The organism is Clostridium sp. 1001283B150225_161107_B6, from assembly GCF_015556325.1.
In the GTDB taxonomy this organism is placed as follows: domain Bacteria; phylum Bacillota; class Clostridia; order Lachnospirales; family Lachnospiraceae; genus Enterocloster.
Genome location: NZ_JADNMD010000013.1, coordinates 18,482 through 34,931, shown reverse-complemented (window position 1 = coordinate 34,931; position 16,450 = coordinate 18,482). Strand labels below are relative to the sequence as shown.

The window sequence follows — 16,450 nt, the reverse complement described above, 5'->3', positions numbered from 1 at the left end:
AGGGTCAGACATGTCCAGAAGATTGAGAGGGAACAATGGTTATAGAATAAAGAGAGGGGAAAACCGTATTGGCTGGCTTCTGGTGTCGCCGTACATATTATTTGGGGCGGTATTCTTTCTGATACCGCTTATATGGACCTTGTATCTTGCATTTACAGACTGGAACCTGATTTCTCCCCGTTACAGTTATGTAGGAGTTACCAACTTTGTAAAAGCGGTATCAGATGCAAAAGTTCATAAGGCTTTTTTCGCAACATATAGGTTTTTCCTGTTATTTGTGCCGGTTGTGATTATCAGTTCTATGGTAGAAGCGTTGGTTATTTATCATATTCCTAAATTCAAAACGGTTTTTATCATTGGCTTCTTCCTGCCGTATCTGGCTTCCGGTGTTGCATCCTCTGTTGTCGTGCGTGGACTCTTGAGCTATGACAGCAGTATTAATGCTTGGATTAGGCATGTATTCGGAATTAATATTAATTGGCTGAATTCTTCTGTGCTCGCACCAATGGTGATTGCTCTTATCATGGTCTGGAAGTTTTCCGGATACTATGCCCTGATTATAGAATCCGGATTGGAAAGCATTCCTGTTGATGTATACGAGGCAGCGGATTTGGATGGTGCCAGCGGCTGGCAGCGGTTTTTTAAAATCACACTTCCGCTTTTGTACCCGGCATTCTACACGGTTGCCATATTGGCAACCGGTGTGGTTTTCCACATTTTTACAGAGCCCTATCTGCTGACAAACGGCGGTCCTGACGGCGCTACAACAACATGGGTTCTTCAGATTTATGATGAAGCGTTTAATAAGTTGAATACAGGATACGGGTCAGCTGTGGCAATCATGGCGGCCATGGTCACATTCCTGTCAATTGGACTGATTCGCAAGATTCTGGAAAAGTGGGGGAAGAGCAATGCGTGGTAAAAAGACAATAAAAACAGCTGTTGTGTATCTGATTGGAGCTATACTTCTGTGTATCGCACTCTATCCGTATCTGTATATGGTTTTTAATTCGCTGGCCCCCTGGGATGAGGTTGATAAAGGTTTCATTCCATCGCATTTTTCACTGCGATCCTACCGCTGGCTGATTTTCGGAGAGCAGGGAGTCGCCACAAAGCCCTGGATTAAAGCGTTCTTCAACAGTTTGTTTGTGACTACGGCATCCACCCTGCTTATGATGCTGTTCGGGGTGATGATTGCATATGCACTGGCTAAAATTAACTTTAAGGGACGCAAAAAGGTAGATGGGTTCATTATGTTTCAGATGTTTTTCCCGACCATGATATTGCTGATTCCGCAATTTTTAGTGGTAAAGAACCTGCATTTTTATAATACGTATGCGGCAATGATTATTCCAAAAGCATTGAGTCTGTGGGCAGTGTTTTTGTATACTAATTTTTTCAAGGCCCTGCCGGATGAAATTATTGAGGCAGCCAGGATTGACGGGGCAGGTACTTATACGATTATCAGAAGAATTGTGCTGCCCATGAGCAGCTCCATTACAACCATTATTTTTCTGTTTTTATTTATGGAACGGTGGGTTGAACTGCTTTGGGATATGATAGCAGTAAAAAATATTCAGATGCAGACCATCAATGTTCTGTTGGCTCAGATGTTCGGTCCATACGCATCCTATCCCGGTCCCATGTATGCTGGAACTGTAATTCTAACCATGCCTATCCTTATATTATTTATCATATTCCGCAAGAATTTTACTAAAGGAATACAGTTTGTATTAAAATAAAGGAGTTTATGTCATGATGACACCATTTATCAGAGAAGAAAGCAATCCTCTTATTACACCGGAAATGGTAAAGCCGTCCAGAGGGGATTTTGAAGTAGTATGCGCATTTAATGCAGGGGTGGCAGAATACGAGGGTGAAATATTGCTTCTTCTGCGTGTGGCGGAAAAACCGTCTGTTATGAGGGAAGGTTATATCACGGTACCGGCACTGAAGCAGATGGAAAACAGCAGATGGGAAGTTGGTACTGAAGAACTCAATTTGAAAAATCCCCAGTATGATTTTTCAGACCCCAGAAAGGTATTTGATAAAGAAAAGGGAACATATGTCTATCTTACGTCCATATCCCATTTGCGGCTGGCGAGAAGCAGGGATGGAGTCCACTTTTCTGTGGATGAAAAACCATTTATCCAGCCGGATTGCGAGTTGGAGGGGTTTGGAACAGAGGATGCACGGATTACGCGCCTTGGAGATACCTATTATATCAACTATACAGCGGTGTCCTGTAATGGAATTACCACGGCTCTTGCAACAACTACGGATTTTTGCACGGTTGAGAAAAAGGGGATTATCTTTGTGACGGAAAACCGGGATGTGACAATATTTCCGGACCTGATTCAGGGGAAATATTACGCATTGACGCGTCCTGTCCCGCGTCAGATTGGAATGGCGCAGATGTGGATAGCAGCTTCTTTGGACCTTTATCACTGGGGAGAGCATGAGCCCTTAAGGCTTCCACGCTATGAATGGGATGGAGCACGCAATGGGGGAGGTGCAGTTCCCATAAAAACGGACAAGGGGTGGCTGGTTCTGTATCACGGAGCAGATAAAAAATCAAACCGGTACTGTATGAACGCTGCCCTGCTGGATTCCCAGGACCCACATAAGATTCTGGCAGTCAGCGAGAAGCCTGTTTTGGAACCTGAGGCGCCTTATGAGCTGGAAGGGTTCTATCCTAATGTGGTATTCAGCTGCGGAGCCTTACTCCGTGATGAGGAAGTTTACATGTATTACGGTGCGGCTGACCGGGTGATTGCGTTGGCAAAGTCTCCGTTAGCTAAGATATGGGATTATATGGGAGTCAGATAAAGGGGCGGAGAGCAGTGGAATATCTGGAAGAATACAAAAAATGGCTGGAAGCCCCTTATGTTGATGAGGAAACTAAAAAGGAACTTCGGGCTATATCGGGCGACCTGGATGAGCTGGAAAGCCGGTTTGGAAAAAGAATGAAGTTTGGCACCGGCGGCCTCCGCGGAAAAATGGGGGCAGGGACCAACCGGATGAACCTTTATACGGTGAGAATGGCTACACAGGGTTTGGCTGAATATATAAAGAAGCAAGGCGCGGCAGGGAAGGGCGTGGCGGTTTCATATGATTCCAGGCATGGTTCAAAGGACTTCAGCCGCGAGGCAGCCCTGTGCCTGAATGCCAATGGGATTGTGACCTATTGTTTTAATTCCCTGCGTCCCACGCCGGAACTTTCCTTTGCGGTAAGAAGACTGGGCTGTATTGCAGGAATCATGATTACAGCCAGCCATAATGGGGCAGAGTATAATGGGTATAAGGTCTACTGGCAGGACGGCGCACAGATTACAGCCCCCAGGGACATGGATATAATGCAGGAAATCGAAAAGATACAGGATTGCAGGTATGCAAAGACCATGGAGCTTGAGACTGCCCGGAAGGCTGGATTGTACTGTGAAATCAAGGAGGAAGTGGAACAGGATTATTTCAGGGAAATAAAAAGGCTCAGCCTGCATCCTGAATCTATTGAGTTAATGGCAAATCAGTTTAAAATCGTATACACACCCTTACATGGCACCGGTCTGAAGCCGATGACCCGGCTTTTAAAAGATATGGGGTTCCATATGGTCTATGTTACAGAGGAACAGGCTGAACCGGATGGAGACTTTCCCACTGTTGCATTTCCAAATCCAGAGGTACCGGATGTGTTTTCAATGTCTCTGTCATTGGCCAAGAAAGTAAATGCAGACCTGGTGCTGGCAACAGATCCTGATGCAGACCGTCTTGGGGCTTATGTAAAAGAATATGAGAGCGGAAGTTATTATGCCCTGGACGGAAATATGACTGGCATCCTCCTATGTGATTATATACTGAACCAGAAGAAGAGGCTGGGTATCCTGCCGAAACATGGCGCGGTTGTGAAAACAATAGTCACTACCAATATGGTCATTCCTTTAGCAAAAGAATACGGTGTGGACGTGATTGAAGTGCTGACGGGTTTTAAATATATTGGAGAGAAGATTCAGGAATTCCATGAGAAAGGGAGCCATACCTTTATATTTGGATTCGAGGAAAGCTTTGGATGTCTGACCGGAACCTATGCCAGGGATAAGGATGGTATCGGAGCAGCAGCGCTTTTGTGTGAGGCAGCAGCGTACTACAGGCAGCAGGGCAGTTCACTGTGGAAACGCCTGATGGAATTATACAAAAAATATGGACATTATCAGAGCTGCCTCCGGACAGAGGTGAAAGAAGGCGCGGATGGTTCGAGAGAGATTGGGTTGATGATGGCTGGTTTGCGTGAACATCCCCCTAGGACCATGAATGGCAGGCGTGTAAGAAAGATGCGGGATTATCTTGCAGGAAACATTTTGGACTGCAGGACAGGAACATGGCACAGATTGGGGGATGGTATTCCCAGGTCGGATGTGTTATACTTTGAACTGGATGACGATGCATGGTGTTGCGTGCGTCCATCAGGGACAGAGCCCAAGATTAAATATTATTATGAGGAACGATTATAAAATAGATTCTTTGTTCTGTCTGTTGTATAGAGGCAGCCATGGTGATACACCAGCTATTATAAGCTGGTGTATTTAAATTTGTATCCAGGGGGAAATTAGAGAAAAAACAGTTGCATTTAAAATAAAAATATGTTAATATCTTCCTCATGAGCACAGATGTATTTCCAATGCGGACATACGCGCAGACCTACGAAAGGATTGGACAATGGAAGACAAAAGCAAATACTTTGTGGTAAAGCAGAAAGCAGTGCCTGAGGTTCTTTTGAAGGTTGTGGAGGCCAAGAAGCTTCTGGAGACAGAACGGGCCATTACGGTGCAGGAAGCCACGGACAAGGTGGGAATCAGCCGGAGTTCTTTTTACAAGTACAAGGATGACATATTTCCCTTCTATGACAACACCAAGGGAAAGACCATCACCCTGGTGGTGCAGATGGACGATGAACAGGGGCTGCTCAGCGATTTGCTTCATGTGGTAGCCGTGTACAGGGCCAATATCCTGACCATCCACCAGAGCATCCCGGTCAACGGCGTGGCTACGCTTACGCTGAGCGTGGAGGTAAGGGAGAATACAGGCAATGTATCCAGCATGATAGAGGAACTGGAAGTACTGGACGGAATCCATTACGTCAAGATACTTGCCAGGGAGTGATGGCGGGGCGTGCCGTTTGATGTCAGAGGAGAATAAAACACAGGGAGCGGAAGATTATGATTAAGACAGCAGTTATGGGGTATGGTACCATTGGTTCCGGCGTGGCGGAGATACTTGACAAGAACAAGGATGTAATCGCGGTCCAGGCAGGGCAGGAAGTGGAGTTAAAGTATGTACTGGATTTAAGGGAATTCCCGGACAGTCCGGTGGCTGATAAGATTGTTCATGATTTCAAGGTGATTGAGCAGGACGAGGAAGTGAAGATTGTAGTGGAGACCATGGGCGGTCTGAATCCTGCCTATCCTTTTGTGAAGGCCTGCCTGATGGCGGGCAAGCATGTGGTCACCTCCAATAAGGCGCTGGTGGCTGCCCATGGTACGGAGCTTCTGGCCATTGCCAGGAAGAAACATGTGAATTTCTTCTTTGAGGCCAGCGTGGGCGGGGGCATCCCCATTATCCGTCCTCTTTACCGCTGCCTCATGGGAGAGCGAATTGAGGAAATTACAGGCATCCTAAACGGAACCACCAACTTTATCCTGACCAAGATGGATAAAGAGGGAGAATCCTTTGAGAATGCCCTCAAGGAAGCCCAGAACCTGGGATATGCGGAGCGCAATCCGGAGGCGGATGTGGAAGGCCACGATACCTGCCGCAAGATTGCCATCCTTACGGCCATGGCCACTGGGAAAGAAGTGAATTATGAGGATATCCACACCGAGGGCATCACGCGGATTACGGATATTGACTTTAAATATGCGGAGAAGATGGGGACATCGGTGAAGCTGTTCGGAACCAGCCGTATAAAGGACGGCAAGGTGCTGGCCTATGTGGCTCCTGTGATGATTAATAAGGCCAGCCCCCTGTACTCGGTAAACGATGTATTCAACGGCATTTTAGTGAAGGGCAATATGCTGGGCACCTCCATGTTCTATGGAAGCGGCGCAGGAAAGCTGCCCACAGGAAGCGCCGTGGTGGCTGATATCATCGAAGCGGCCCAGAACCTTAAAAAGAACGTGCCCATGGGCTGGTCAGATGAAAAACAGACCATTGAGTCCATGGACCAGGCCCAGTTCCGGTACTTTGTCAGGGTGGCGGGCTCCTACCGCAATAAGGAGCAGGATGTAAAGAGTGCCTTTGGCCAGGTGGAGGTAATTGAACTCTACGGAATGGATGAATTTGCCTTCCTCACTGCCCAGATGACAGAGGGAGAATTCAAGAAAGGGGCTGTTTCCTATGACGCCAGGGAACAGGAACGGTCTGAATACGGTATCAAACAGATGATACGCGCGGTGCTGTAGCATATGGCATCCATTATAAGCCGGATTACCGGAGAAATTATAAGGCAGGGATTTCCCTGCCTGTTTCATCTTTTAACGGGGCTTTACTGCCCTGGCTGCGGCGGCACCAGAGCCCTCCGGGCGCTGCTGTCAGGCAATCTGCTCCTGAGCATCCGGTACCATCCCCTGGTTGCCTATATGGCAGTGGTGCTGGCGGCCGAACTGGCGAGCTTTGCGGTGTCCAGGGCAGCAAAAAACCCCAGATATTATCTGGGGCATGAGAAACTGCTGGTTTACATCGGGGCAGCCATTGTGCTGGTCAACTGGGCGTATAAAAATTATATGCTGGTGGTAAGAGGCGTGGACCTGCTTCCTCTCTGGCCGCGCTGACCCGTACCGGGAACTGCATCAGAACCAAAGGAATCCCGTGGTCCTGGGCAGCTGCATCTGCTGGTTCAGCTGCTCCTGAAGCCGGTTGATAAACTCATTAATCTGGGGGCCGGTCACCGGGTCGCTGAGGGCCTCATAGTAGCAGGCCAGGGCATAGAAAAAGAAAAATGTCAGGGATATGGCAATGGCGCTTAATACCAGCCCTGCAATGGCCCTTGCATTAAAGGATTTCCTGGGTCTTATGTCGGCGTTCCGGGCCATGAGGGCAAGGATGATGCCGATGACGCCGCAGACAAGGCCGGTGGGCATGGCGGTCTGGTTATAGGCCAGGGACATGGGCAGATAAAAAAGACTGCACACAATTCCGATGATGCCTGCTATCATGGAACAGGTGGCCAGGCGTTCGGAGGATGTGAAGTTCTTTCCCTGGTTGTTTGAAGGTGATTTCTGGTTATTATGAGTATCATTCATCATTCTGAATAAGAACCTTTCTTTTGTCAGGCGCAGCTGGTGCCGTGCCAATATATTGTGACTGCTATCCTGGCTATTTTATCACGAAATACCGGCACTGTCCAGATGAAGACGCTTTCCATATGGGGGGAACTTTCTGCAACGGGAACTTTCCGCAGGGCGAACTTTCTGCCAGAACTTGCATAAGCGGTTGGGATGCACTATAATATAACAGTTAGCTAGATTACAGATATGCGAGGTTTACCATGGATATTATTAAAAAACTGGCGGAAGAGCTGAGCATCGGACGCCATCAGGCGGAAGCAGCCGTCAAACTCATTGATGAGGGAAATACCATTCCGTTTATTGCCAGATACCGGAAGGAGGCCACGGGCTCCTTAAATGACGAGGTTCTGCGTAATCTGGACGAGCGGTTAAAATACCTGCGCAACCTGGAGGACCGCAAGAGCCAGGTTATTGCTTCCATTGCGGAGCAGGAAAAGCTGACTCCGGAGCTGGAGCTTAAGATAAGGGAAGCCCAGACCCTGGTGGCGGTGGAGGACCTTTACCGTCCCTATAAGCCAAAGCGCCGGACCAGGGCCATGATTGCCAAGGAAAAGGGGCTGGAGCCCCTGGCGGACCTTATCAGCATGCAGATGACAGGGGAGCCTGTTGAGAAGGCTGCAGCCGGTTTTGTGTCAGAGGAAAAGGGCGTGGCCAGCCCGGAGGAGGCCATCCAGGGCGCCAGGGATATACTGGCGGAGCGGATTTCCGACAATGCGGCTTTCCGTACCTATATCAGGAACATAACCATGAACAAGGGCGTCATCCAGTCATCTGCCAAGGATGAGAAGGCTCAGTCTGTCTACGAGATGTATTATAATTATGAGGAGCCGGTAAAGAAGGCTGCGGGGCACCGCATCCTGGCCCTGAACCGCGGGGAGAATGAAAAGATTCTGACCGTGAAGATTCTGGCTCCGGAGGAGCAGATTCTGGGGTATCTGGAAAAACAGACCATTGTCCGGGACAATCCATATACCGCGCCAATCCTTAAGGAGGCAGCGGCGGACAGCTACAGCCGTCTCATCGGCCCGTCCATTGAACGGGAAATCAGGAACGATTTGACGGAAAAGGCAGAGGAAGGCGCTATCAAGGTGTTTGGAAAGAACCTGGAACAGCTTCTGATGCAGCCTCCCATTGTGGGACGGGTGGTGCTGGGGTGGGATCCGGCCTTCCGCACCGGCTGCAAGCTGGCAGTGGTGGACAGCACGGGAAAGGTGCTGGATACAGTGGTCATTTACCCCACTGCGCCCCAGAACAAGGTGGAGGAATCCAAAAAAATACTGAAGGATTTTATTAAGAAATATAACATTTCCCTCATATCCGTTGGAAACGGCACAGCGTCCAGGGAATCAGAGCAGATTATCGTGGATTTGCTGAAGGAAATCAGGGAGCAGGTGCAGTATGTAATTGTAAACGAAGCAGGCGCATCCGTGTATTCCGCCAGCAAGCTGGCCACCGAGGAGTTCCCGGCCTTTGACGTGGGCCAGAGAAGCGCGGTATCCATTGCCAGACGTCTCCAGGACCCTCTGTCTGAGCTGGTCAAGATTGACCCCAAGTCCATCGGCGTGGGCCAGTACCAGCATGACATGAACCAGAAACGTCTGGGAGAGGCGCTGGAAGGCGTGGTGGAGGACTGCGTGAACAAGGTAGGCGTGGACCTGAACACGGCCTCGGCCTCCCTTCTGGAATATGTGTCCGGCATCAACAAGACCCTGGCCAGGAACATTGTGGCCTACAGGGAAGAAAACGGCGCCTTTAAGAGCAGGAAGCAGCTGTTAAAGGTGGCAAAGCTGGGTCCCAAGGCATTTGAGCAGTGTGCGGGCTTTATGCGCATAACAGGGGGGGAGAATCCCCTGGACGGCACAAGCGTCCATCCGGAGAGCTATGAAGCAGCCGGGAAGCTTCTGGAAAAGCTGGGGTATAAGCCTGAGGAGCTGTCCCGGGGAGGACTGCTGGGAATCAGCAGGAAGATAAAGGACTACAGGCGGACGGCAGAGGCCCTGGGCATAGGGGAGATTACCCTGCGGGATATTGCGGGAGAGCTGGAAAAGCCTGCCAGGGACCCCAGGGATGAGATGCCAAGGCCCATTCTCAGAAGCGATATCCTGGAAATGAAGGATTTGGAGCCGGGAATGGTGTTAAAGGGAACTGTGCGCAATGTCATTGATTTTGGCGCGTTTGTGGATATCGGCGTCCACCAGGACGGTCTGGTACATATTTCCCAGATGACGGACAAGTACATCAAGCATCCGCTGGAGGCGGTCAGCGTGGGGGATATTGTGGATGTGAAGATTTTGAGCGTGGATTTGGCCAAGAAGAGGATTTCACTGACCATGAAGGGCGTAAAGTAAGGATGAAAGAGGTAGGAAATGGTAATCGAGACGCGGAAACCGGAAGAAACATATGAGCTGGGGAAAAAGATGGGCAGGGAGGCAAAGCCGGGCCAGATAATCTGTCTGAGCGGTGATTTGGGCGTGGGAAAGACTGTGTTTACCCAGGGATTTGCAGCAGGCCTGGGCATAGAGGGACCGGTGAACAGTCCCACCTTTACCATTCTGCAGCAGTATGAGGATGGCCGTCTTCCGCTGTACCATTTTGACGTGTACCGCATCGGCGACGTAAGCGAGATGGATGAAATCGGCTATGAGGACTGTTTCTTCGGGGGCGGCGTGTGCCTGATTGAGTGGCCCGGCCTGATTGAGGAGATACTGCCTGAGAAGGCGGTCTGGGTGACCATTGAAAAGGATTTGGAAAAGGGATTTGATTACAGGCGCATTCATGTGGAGGATAGAGGATGAGAGTACTGGGAATAGAGAGCTCGTCCCTGGTGGCCAGCGTGGCCCTGGTGACAGATGACATATTGACAGCAGAGTATACCGTGGATTTTAAAAAGACCCATTCACAAACCCTGCTTCCTATGCTGGATGAGATTGTGAAGCTTCTGGAGCTGGACATGGATACCATTGATGCCATAGCAGTGGCCGGGGGACCGGGTTCCTTTACCGGGCTGCGCATAGGAGCCGCCACGGCCAAGGGCCTGGGACTGGCTCTAAAAAAGCCTCTGATTCATGTTCCCACTGTGGATGCCATGGCATATAATATGTGGGGGGCAGAGGGGCTTATCTGCCCTGTTATGGATGCAAAGCGCAGCCAGGTCTATACGGGACTCTACCATACCCGGGACGGCCTGGAGGTGGTGATGGAGCAGCAGCCCATGGATATGCGGGAGCTGGCATGTCTTCTCAATGAAAAAGGGGAGCGGGTAATCTTCCTGGGGGACGGCGTGCCTGTATATAAGGATATCATCATGGAAACCATGACATCGGCCTATGTATTTGCACCGGCCCAGATGAACCGGCAGAGGGCAGCTTCTGTGGCTGCCCTGGGAATGACTGCGCTTTTGGACGGGGGCAGGTATCACGGCGCCCGGGTTGTGACAGCGGCAGAGTTCACCCCGGATTATCTGAGAAAGCCCCAGGCTGAGCGCCAGAGAGAGGCGGAGCAGTCTGCCGGAGGAGCTGCGGCAAAGCTTCCGGGAGATTATTGATAGCAGCCCTTTGGGCGGCGGGAGAGCAGGGCGCCTGAACGGCTGCATCTGACGGGCCGTCTGAACGGCGGCTGTGACGGAAAGGAGCAGGGAACATGGAGCTGATTCGCGGAGTGCGCCCCATGACGGGCCAGGACATAGAGCAGGTGGCGGATTTGGAGCAGGTTTGTTTTTCCGAGAGCTGGTCGGAGAATCTGATTCGCATGGGCTTAGACAGCAGGCTGGACACGTATTTTGTCTATGTGGACCACGGATACATCCTGGGCTATGCGGTTCTGCGGATTCTGGCGGATGAGGGGGAGATACAGCGGATTGGAGTATACCCCGATTACAGGCGCCAGGGTATCGCACGGAAACTCATGGATACCATGGTGACTTTTGCCAGGGCCAGAGGGGTCCGGGCCATTGCCCTGGAGGTCCGGGAGAGCAACCTGGGAGCCAGAAACCTGTATGATTCCTATGGTTTCCGGCCGGAGGCTGTCAGGAAGGGGTATTACCACAACCCGGCCGAGGATGCCATCATCATGTGGAACCGGACAATATGAAAGAATTACCACTTAAAATGTGAATATTTTATGTATATAATGGAGAGGAACCAGACATTCCTCTCCTTTTTTCTTTAAGGGGAAGAGAAGGGAATGAATGAAAGGGTACGATGACAGAGAAAGGCGAGGGTTCATATGAAAAGGTACAATAAAAATGGACAGCTGGAGACAATAATATGCAATTGCTGCGGAAAGAAACTGGTGGTGCAGCAGGGCATCATCCGGGAAGGATGCATCAGCATTGACCATGCATGGGATTATTTTTCTGAGAAGGACGGACAGGTTCATCATTTTGATTTGTGTGAAGAATGCTATGATGAACTGGTTTCCGGCTTCAAGATACCTGTGGACAGGGAAGAACAGATTGAATTTCTGTAGGATGGGATAAGGAGAACTGCCAAAGCGGTTCTCCTTACTGTATGTGTGCTCACGCCAGGGATATGGTAAAGTATTCAGGAAAGCGGTTTTGGCACAGCACCGGGACCTCCCCCTCGATAAGAGGCGTCAGATAATCCGTCATCTCCTGTGTAATGTCGTTGCCTTCCCTGTTAATCCACTGACGGGGAACTGTTTTTTCCCGGTTGGCAACCAGGGATACGTCCGCTGCAGTGAACTGAATCCTGTATCGGCCCTTTGACGGCAGGCGAAGGAGGGTTGCCATTTTTCCGGTCTGCCCCTGGACCGCGCACTGGACCGCCTTTGTTCCCAGAAGACGGGATTCGTTTAAATCCGTGCGGCTGGCCAGATGAGCGGCGCAGCGCTGCATAAGGTTGAGCTCCAGGGAGCGGGTTTTGCAGCCCAGTTCATTCCGGACAATCTGGGCCAGTACGCCCCCGGTTCCGGCAATATCCCTGTGACCGAACAAATCGGGGCGGTTGCCGGGAGTCTGTTCAGACAGATAGGCTCCGTTTTCATCCCGGATACCCTCGCTGACAGCAATCAGAAGATTTCTGTTTTCGGCCTGACGGCTTCGTATATCCTCCAGAAACCGGCTGACGCAAAAGGGAACCTCGCAGAGGTAAATAAAGTCAGGCCCGCGGTTGCCGTTTACCCTGGAAAGGGAGGCGGCGGCAGTGAGCCATCCGGCGTTCCGTCCCATGATTTCCACAATGGTGACTCCGAAGGAATCATAGACAGCCACATCCCGCTCCAGCTCCGCAAAGGTGGTGGCAATGTACTTGGCTGCAGAGGGAAAACCAGGACAGTGGTCTATCTCCATCAGGTCATTGTCAATGGTTTTCGGGGCGCCGATGATGTTTATATCCTCAATCTCCCGGGAACGGCAGTATCTGGCCAGCTTATCCACTGTGTCCATGGAGTCGTTCCCGCCTATGTATATGAAGTAGGATATTTCATATTTTCTGAAAATATCAACCAGATGCCGATACTGGGCATCGTCCTCTTCCGGCTCGGCCAGCTTAAAGCGGCAGGAGCCCAGGGCGGCGGCAGGGGTCTGGGCCAGTTTATCCAGGTCCATTGTGTTATTGATATAATCCAGCAAATCTATGACTTTTTCCTGTAAAATGCCTTCAATTCCGTTAAGACCTCCGTATATCCGGTCAATGCCCCCCTGAATCATGGCTTCTGTGATGACTCCGGACAGGGTGGCGTTGATTGCGGATGTGGGGCCGCCGGACTGGGCCACAAGCAGATTGCGCATCGATTATTTCCCTCCTGCTATTTATTCATGTATAATGGCAGAACCTGGCGTATGATACGGTTGAATTGTCCGGCGTCCCAGGCACTGCGTCCTATAAAGAGACCGTCCACATCAGGAAGCTGAATCAGCTCCCGGGCATTTTGGGGATTCACACTGCCGCCGTAAAGAATGGGGATGCGGTTTCCGGGTTCCTCTCCGAAGCGCTCGCACAGAATCCGGCGGATGCCTGCATGGCGCGCAGCCACATACCCGCTGTCCGCAGGGATGCCGTTCACGCCGATGGCCCACACGGGTTCATAGGCAATCCAGAGATTCTCCGCCTGCCGGCTGGTGATGGAATGAAGTCCCACCTTTAACTGGGTGCCCAGGGTCTCGCTGCTCAGGCCGTATTCACGCTGGGTCAGGGTTTCGCCTATGCATAGAAGGGGGGTGAAGCCGGAGGCAGCGGCCTTTGCCACCTTTTTCTCCTGGTCAAAATCATCCTCCCTGAAAATATGGCGGCGTTCCGAGTGGCCGATTTCCGCAACGCTCACCCCCACCTCCTTAAGCATAACAGGTGAGATTTCACCGGTGAACTGCCCCTCGTCCTCCCAGCACATGTTCTGGGCGCCCAGCCGGATATGGGATTGGGATGCAATCCGGCCAGCGGTTTCCAGGGCGGTATAGGAGGGAATGACAAACAGGGTCAGGGGACTGTCTGCCAGGTCCTCTGTCAGTTCATGGAGCTGCGTCAGAAATGAAGCTGTGTCCGCAATGGTTTTGTACATCTTTGTGTTTGTGCCAAGATATAACCGATTCAGTTTTTTCATCAAGCCGCCTCCGCTATTTGAGATTTTCGCCTTCGATTTCCTTGATGGCCTCCACCTTGGATGTGGACGCGCAGTCTACGAATTCAAGCTCCAGCCATTTCTCCAGTATCCGTTTTGCCAGTTCGGTTCCAATCACCCGCTCGCCCATACAGATTACATTGCCGTCATTGCTCAACTTCAGGCGCTCCGCAGAGAAGATGTCATGGCAGACGCCGGCGCGGATTCCCTTGAACTTGTTGGCGGTCATGGCCATGCCCAGGCCTGTGCCGCAAATCAGTACGCCGTGCTTCTCATAGTTGCTGTCCATGATTTTCCGGCACACCTTTTCCGCCACATAGGGGTAGTAGGTAGTATCTTCGGTGCTGTCGCACCCCATATTTTCCACGGTATATCCTTTTTTCTCCATGAATGCTGTGAGTTCGTTTTTTAAATGTACAGCAGCATTGTCGCACCCGATTACAATTGTTCTCATATTTTGACCTCCATCACCTTTGAAAATGTTAAATAGTGTTACTATGAGCATATATTAACATTTTAAAATGTAAAAATCAAGACATATTATCAAAAAATGTGAGATAAAACGTAAAAATAACATTTTTAAAACATTATATAACATTTTGGCCAAGCCAGGAACATCTGGACATTTTCTGAAAATACAATTATAATATTTTACAGTCAGATTCGTAACGCTGTGCACCCATGGGCCGCAGCAGGATTGCGACAGGAGGGGAAACAGAAGTTATGGGAAAAAGGGATCTCAGGATTTACGCGCTTTTGGATACGCTGAAGGAATCGCCTGTATTATCCATTAAGGAGCTGGCGGACCGGTTTCAGGTTTCAGAGATGACCATCCGCCGTGATATTGATTATTTAAAAGAAAACCGCCTGTTGTACGAACAGCAGGCTTCAGAACCCGCTGCCCGGGAACACGATGAATATCTGTACTCTTCGGAGCAAATCCGCAATTTTGATAAAAAGGACAGAATCGCCCGGTTTGCAGCGGGCATGGTAGAGGAGGGAGATATCCTGATTCTGGATTCAGGAACAACCACCGGCGTATTGTCCAAATATATACCGGAACAGATGCAGCTTACGGTTCTCTGCTATAATTATCATATTCTGTCCCAGCTGCAGGGGAATGAGAAGCTGTCGCTGATATTTGCGGGCGGGTATTTCCACAGAAACGACCTGATGTTTGAGAGCGTCGAGGGAATCGGACTTATCAGAAGGACAAGGGCCAGCAAGATGTTTGTGTCGGCCTCCGGGGTCCATGAAAAGCTGGGCATGACCTGCGCCCACAATTATGAGGTGGTGACAAAAAAGGCTGCCCTTGAATCTTCCCTGCAGAAAATACTGGTGGCGGACAGCAGTAAGTTCGGCCAGGTCAGGCCGGGCTATTTTGCTGAGCTGGAAGAGATAGATGAAATTATTACAGATGACGGACTGAGCCAGGAATGGCGGGAGCTTATCGCCGGGAAAGACATCCTCCTTCATCTGGTGTAGGACGGCGCTTTACAGGCGTGAATGAAAAGAGAGAGGTAAGTCATGTCGAATAAGAGAATGGAATACATTGCCGCCCGCCTGGACAGCACAGGCAGCGTGAAGGTAGCGGAGCTGAGCCGGGAACTGAACTGCTCGGAGGTGACCATTCGCAGCGATATACAGAAGCTGGAGGAAAAGGGCCTTGCAAAACGGATTCACGGGGGCGCGGTAAAGGTGGGCGGACAGCTCATGGTGCCCTTTGATGCCGGGAATGTGTTTAAGAACAGCGACAGGAAACGCAGGATTGCCCTGAAGGCATATGAATACATTGAGGACCAGGATACAATCATTCTGGATGATTCCTCTATCTGCTATTACCTGGCCCAGCAAATCAGGGATGATTCCTCCAAACATCTTCTGGTTATTACCAACTCCCTGGCCAGCGCCGGTGTATTGTCCCATCTGGGCCATGTGGAGCTGTTCCTTCTGGGGGGACAGGTGGGAGGTAAGCTGGCCTCCACCATAGGCGATGTGGCAGTCAATACCTTAAAGGGGTTCCGGGCCAATAAGGCATTTATCAGCGCCCATGGAATCAATTTTTCCGTGGGGCTGACCTCCATCGGTTCGCCTCAGATGCAGGTGAAGAAGGCGGTGCTGGCTGCTTCGGACCAGGCGTATGTGCTGGCTGACAGCAGTAAGTTCGGCGGGGGATATGTGATGGTGGTGTGCTCCCTGGACGAGATAAGCGGTATTATTACAGATGACGGGATTAAAAAGGAGTATCTGGAGGAAGCGGAAAAACAGCATGTCTATATAGATGTGGTTTAGGCTGTGTCTGAAAATCCGGAGGTAAAAGTAAATACATGGAATGTATACGGGATGGTATGGGTGACCGCTTCACGGTTTTGTGGCTGTGAAGCGGTTTTTGTATACATGCAGCGAAATATAAATAAATTATTGTTTCTAACGAAAGTAGAAAAGAAATAAAAAACAAAATTGAATTGTGAAATAGTGTTAATATCCGAGGCGTTATTTGTTAAAATTAGCAAAAATGTAAAAAAAGCTTGAAA

General features: G+C 50.2%; 18 protein-coding genes. 14 read left to right on the top strand and 4 right to left on the bottom strand.

Annotated features, from left to right (window positions below; all coding sequences use genetic code 11):
- Positions 1 to 10 precede the first annotated feature (10 nt).
- The 7 genes from I2H39_RS23190 (at position 11) to I2H39_RS23160 (ending at position 6,824) form a co-directional block, all read left to right on the top strand.
- The gene (locus I2H39_RS23190) at positions 11 to 922 is read left to right on the top strand and encodes a sugar ABC transporter permease (protein ID WP_138309962.1); all 912 of its coding nucleotides are present in this window, start codon (positions 11 to 13) and stop codon (positions 920 to 922) included.
- Positions 912 to 1,742, top strand: coding sequence for a carbohydrate ABC transporter permease (locus I2H39_RS23185; protein WP_138309963.1), 831 nt, complete (start codon positions 912 to 914; stop codon positions 1,740 to 1,742). Before I2H39_RS23190 ends, I2H39_RS23185 begins: the two co-directional genes overlap by 11 nt.
- Positions 1,743 to 1,755: 13 nt before the next feature.
- Positions 1,756 to 2,829, top strand: coding sequence for a glycoside hydrolase family 130 protein (locus I2H39_RS23180; RefSeq protein WP_227147372.1), 1,074 nt, complete (start codon positions 1,756 to 1,758; stop codon positions 2,827 to 2,829).
- Complete coding sequence (locus I2H39_RS23175) at positions 2,805 to 4,508, top strand: phospho-sugar mutase (protein WP_138309964.1); 1,704 nt, start codon at positions 2,805 to 2,807, stop codon at positions 4,506 to 4,508. Before I2H39_RS23180 ends, I2H39_RS23175 begins: the two co-directional genes overlap by 25 nt.
- Before the next feature lie 205 nt (positions 4,509 to 4,713).
- Positions 4,714 to 5,157 carry an ACT domain-containing protein gene (locus tag I2H39_RS23170; protein WP_002566467.1) on the top strand — a complete coding sequence of 148 codons (444 nt, stop codon included), beginning with the start codon at positions 4,714 to 4,716 and terminating at the stop codon, positions 5,155 to 5,157.
- Positions 5,158 to 5,213: 56 nt separating this feature from the next.
- Positions 5,214 to 6,455, top strand: coding sequence for a homoserine dehydrogenase (locus I2H39_RS23165; protein WP_138309965.1), 1,242 nt, complete (start codon positions 5,214 to 5,216; stop codon positions 6,453 to 6,455).
- Positions 6,456 to 6,458: 3 nt separating this feature from the next.
- Positions 6,459 to 6,824 (top strand): DUF2752 domain-containing protein, encoded by a 366-nt coding sequence (locus tag I2H39_RS23160; RefSeq protein ID WP_195627639.1) that lies wholly within the window; start codon positions 6,459 to 6,461, stop codon positions 6,822 to 6,824.
- An 18-nt stretch (positions 6,825 to 6,842) separates the two neighbouring features.
- On the opposite strand, the gene I2H39_RS23155 is transcribed toward I2H39_RS23160, so the two are convergent.
- Entirely contained in the window at positions 6,843 to 7,298 is a 456-nt protein-coding gene (locus tag I2H39_RS23155) for a DUF4190 domain-containing protein (RefSeq protein WP_138309967.1), read from the bottom strand.
- 242 nt (positions 7,299 to 7,540) lie between these two features.
- Here I2H39_RS23155 and I2H39_RS23150 point away from each other — a divergent pair, with 242 nt between their 5' ends.
- From I2H39_RS23150 to I2H39_RS23130, 5 genes are all read left to right on the top strand, one after another.
- A complete protein-coding gene (locus I2H39_RS23150; protein ID WP_195627638.1) occupies positions 7,541 to 9,688 on the top strand; it encodes a Tex family protein in 2,148 nt (715 codons plus the stop codon).
- Positions 9,689 to 9,706: 18 nt separating this feature from the next.
- Positions 9,707 to 10,135: a tRNA (adenosine(37)-N6)-threonylcarbamoyltransferase complex ATPase subunit type 1 TsaE gene (gene tsaE / locus I2H39_RS23145; RefSeq protein ID WP_138309969.1), complete on the top strand. Its 429-nt coding sequence runs from the start codon at positions 9,707 to 9,709 to the stop codon at positions 10,133 to 10,135.
- Positions 10,132 to 10,884 (top strand): tRNA (adenosine(37)-N6)-threonylcarbamoyltransferase complex dimerization subunit type 1 TsaB, encoded by a 753-nt coding sequence (tsaB, locus tag I2H39_RS23140; RefSeq protein WP_138309970.1) that lies wholly within the window; start codon positions 10,132 to 10,134, stop codon positions 10,882 to 10,884. The genes tsaE and tsaB overlap by 4 nt, the downstream gene beginning before the upstream one ends.
- A 95-nt stretch (positions 10,885 to 10,979) precedes the next feature.
- Positions 10,980 to 11,429, top strand: coding sequence for a ribosomal protein S18-alanine N-acetyltransferase (rimI, locus tag I2H39_RS23135; RefSeq protein ID WP_138309971.1), 450 nt, complete (start codon positions 10,980 to 10,982; stop codon positions 11,427 to 11,429).
- 135 nt (positions 11,430 to 11,564) lie between these two features.
- Positions 11,565 to 11,807 (top strand): hypothetical protein, encoded by a 243-nt coding sequence (locus tag I2H39_RS23130; protein WP_027642354.1) that lies wholly within the window; start codon positions 11,565 to 11,567, stop codon positions 11,805 to 11,807.
- A gap of 49 nt (positions 11,808 to 11,856) precedes the next feature.
- Here I2H39_RS23130 and I2H39_RS23125 read toward each other — a convergent pair whose 3' ends face one another.
- The 3 genes from I2H39_RS23125 to rpiB are packed head-to-tail and all read right to left on the bottom strand — an operon-like array spanning position 11,857 to position 14,370.
- Positions 11,857 to 13,089, bottom strand: coding sequence for a 6-phosphofructokinase (locus I2H39_RS23125; protein WP_195627637.1), 1,233 nt, complete (start codon positions 13,087 to 13,089; stop codon positions 11,857 to 11,859).
- Between the two features lie 17 nt (positions 13,090 to 13,106).
- Positions 13,107 to 13,898 carry a triose-phosphate isomerase gene (locus tag I2H39_RS23120; protein ID WP_138309973.1) on the bottom strand — a complete coding sequence of 264 codons (792 nt, stop codon included), beginning with the start codon at positions 13,896 to 13,898 and terminating at the stop codon, positions 13,107 to 13,109.
- A 13-nt stretch (positions 13,899 to 13,911) separates the two neighbouring features.
- Positions 13,912 to 14,370: a ribose 5-phosphate isomerase B gene (gene rpiB / locus I2H39_RS23115; RefSeq protein WP_195627636.1), complete on the bottom strand. Its 459-nt coding sequence runs from the start codon at positions 14,368 to 14,370 to the stop codon at positions 13,912 to 13,914.
- A gap of 269 nt (positions 14,371 to 14,639) precedes the next feature.
- Between rpiB and I2H39_RS23110 the strand changes: the two genes are divergently transcribed.
- Positions 14,640 to 15,401, top strand: a complete 762-nt coding sequence (locus I2H39_RS23110) for a DeoR/GlpR family DNA-binding transcription regulator (RefSeq protein ID WP_138309975.1) — start codon at positions 14,640 to 14,642, stop codon at positions 15,399 to 15,401.
- A gap of 42 nt (positions 15,402 to 15,443) precedes the next feature.
- Positions 15,444 to 16,208 (top strand): DeoR/GlpR family DNA-binding transcription regulator, encoded by a 765-nt coding sequence (locus tag I2H39_RS23105; RefSeq protein ID WP_138309976.1) that lies wholly within the window; start codon positions 15,444 to 15,446, stop codon positions 16,206 to 16,208.
- Positions 16,209 to 16,450 lie beyond the last annotated feature (242 nt).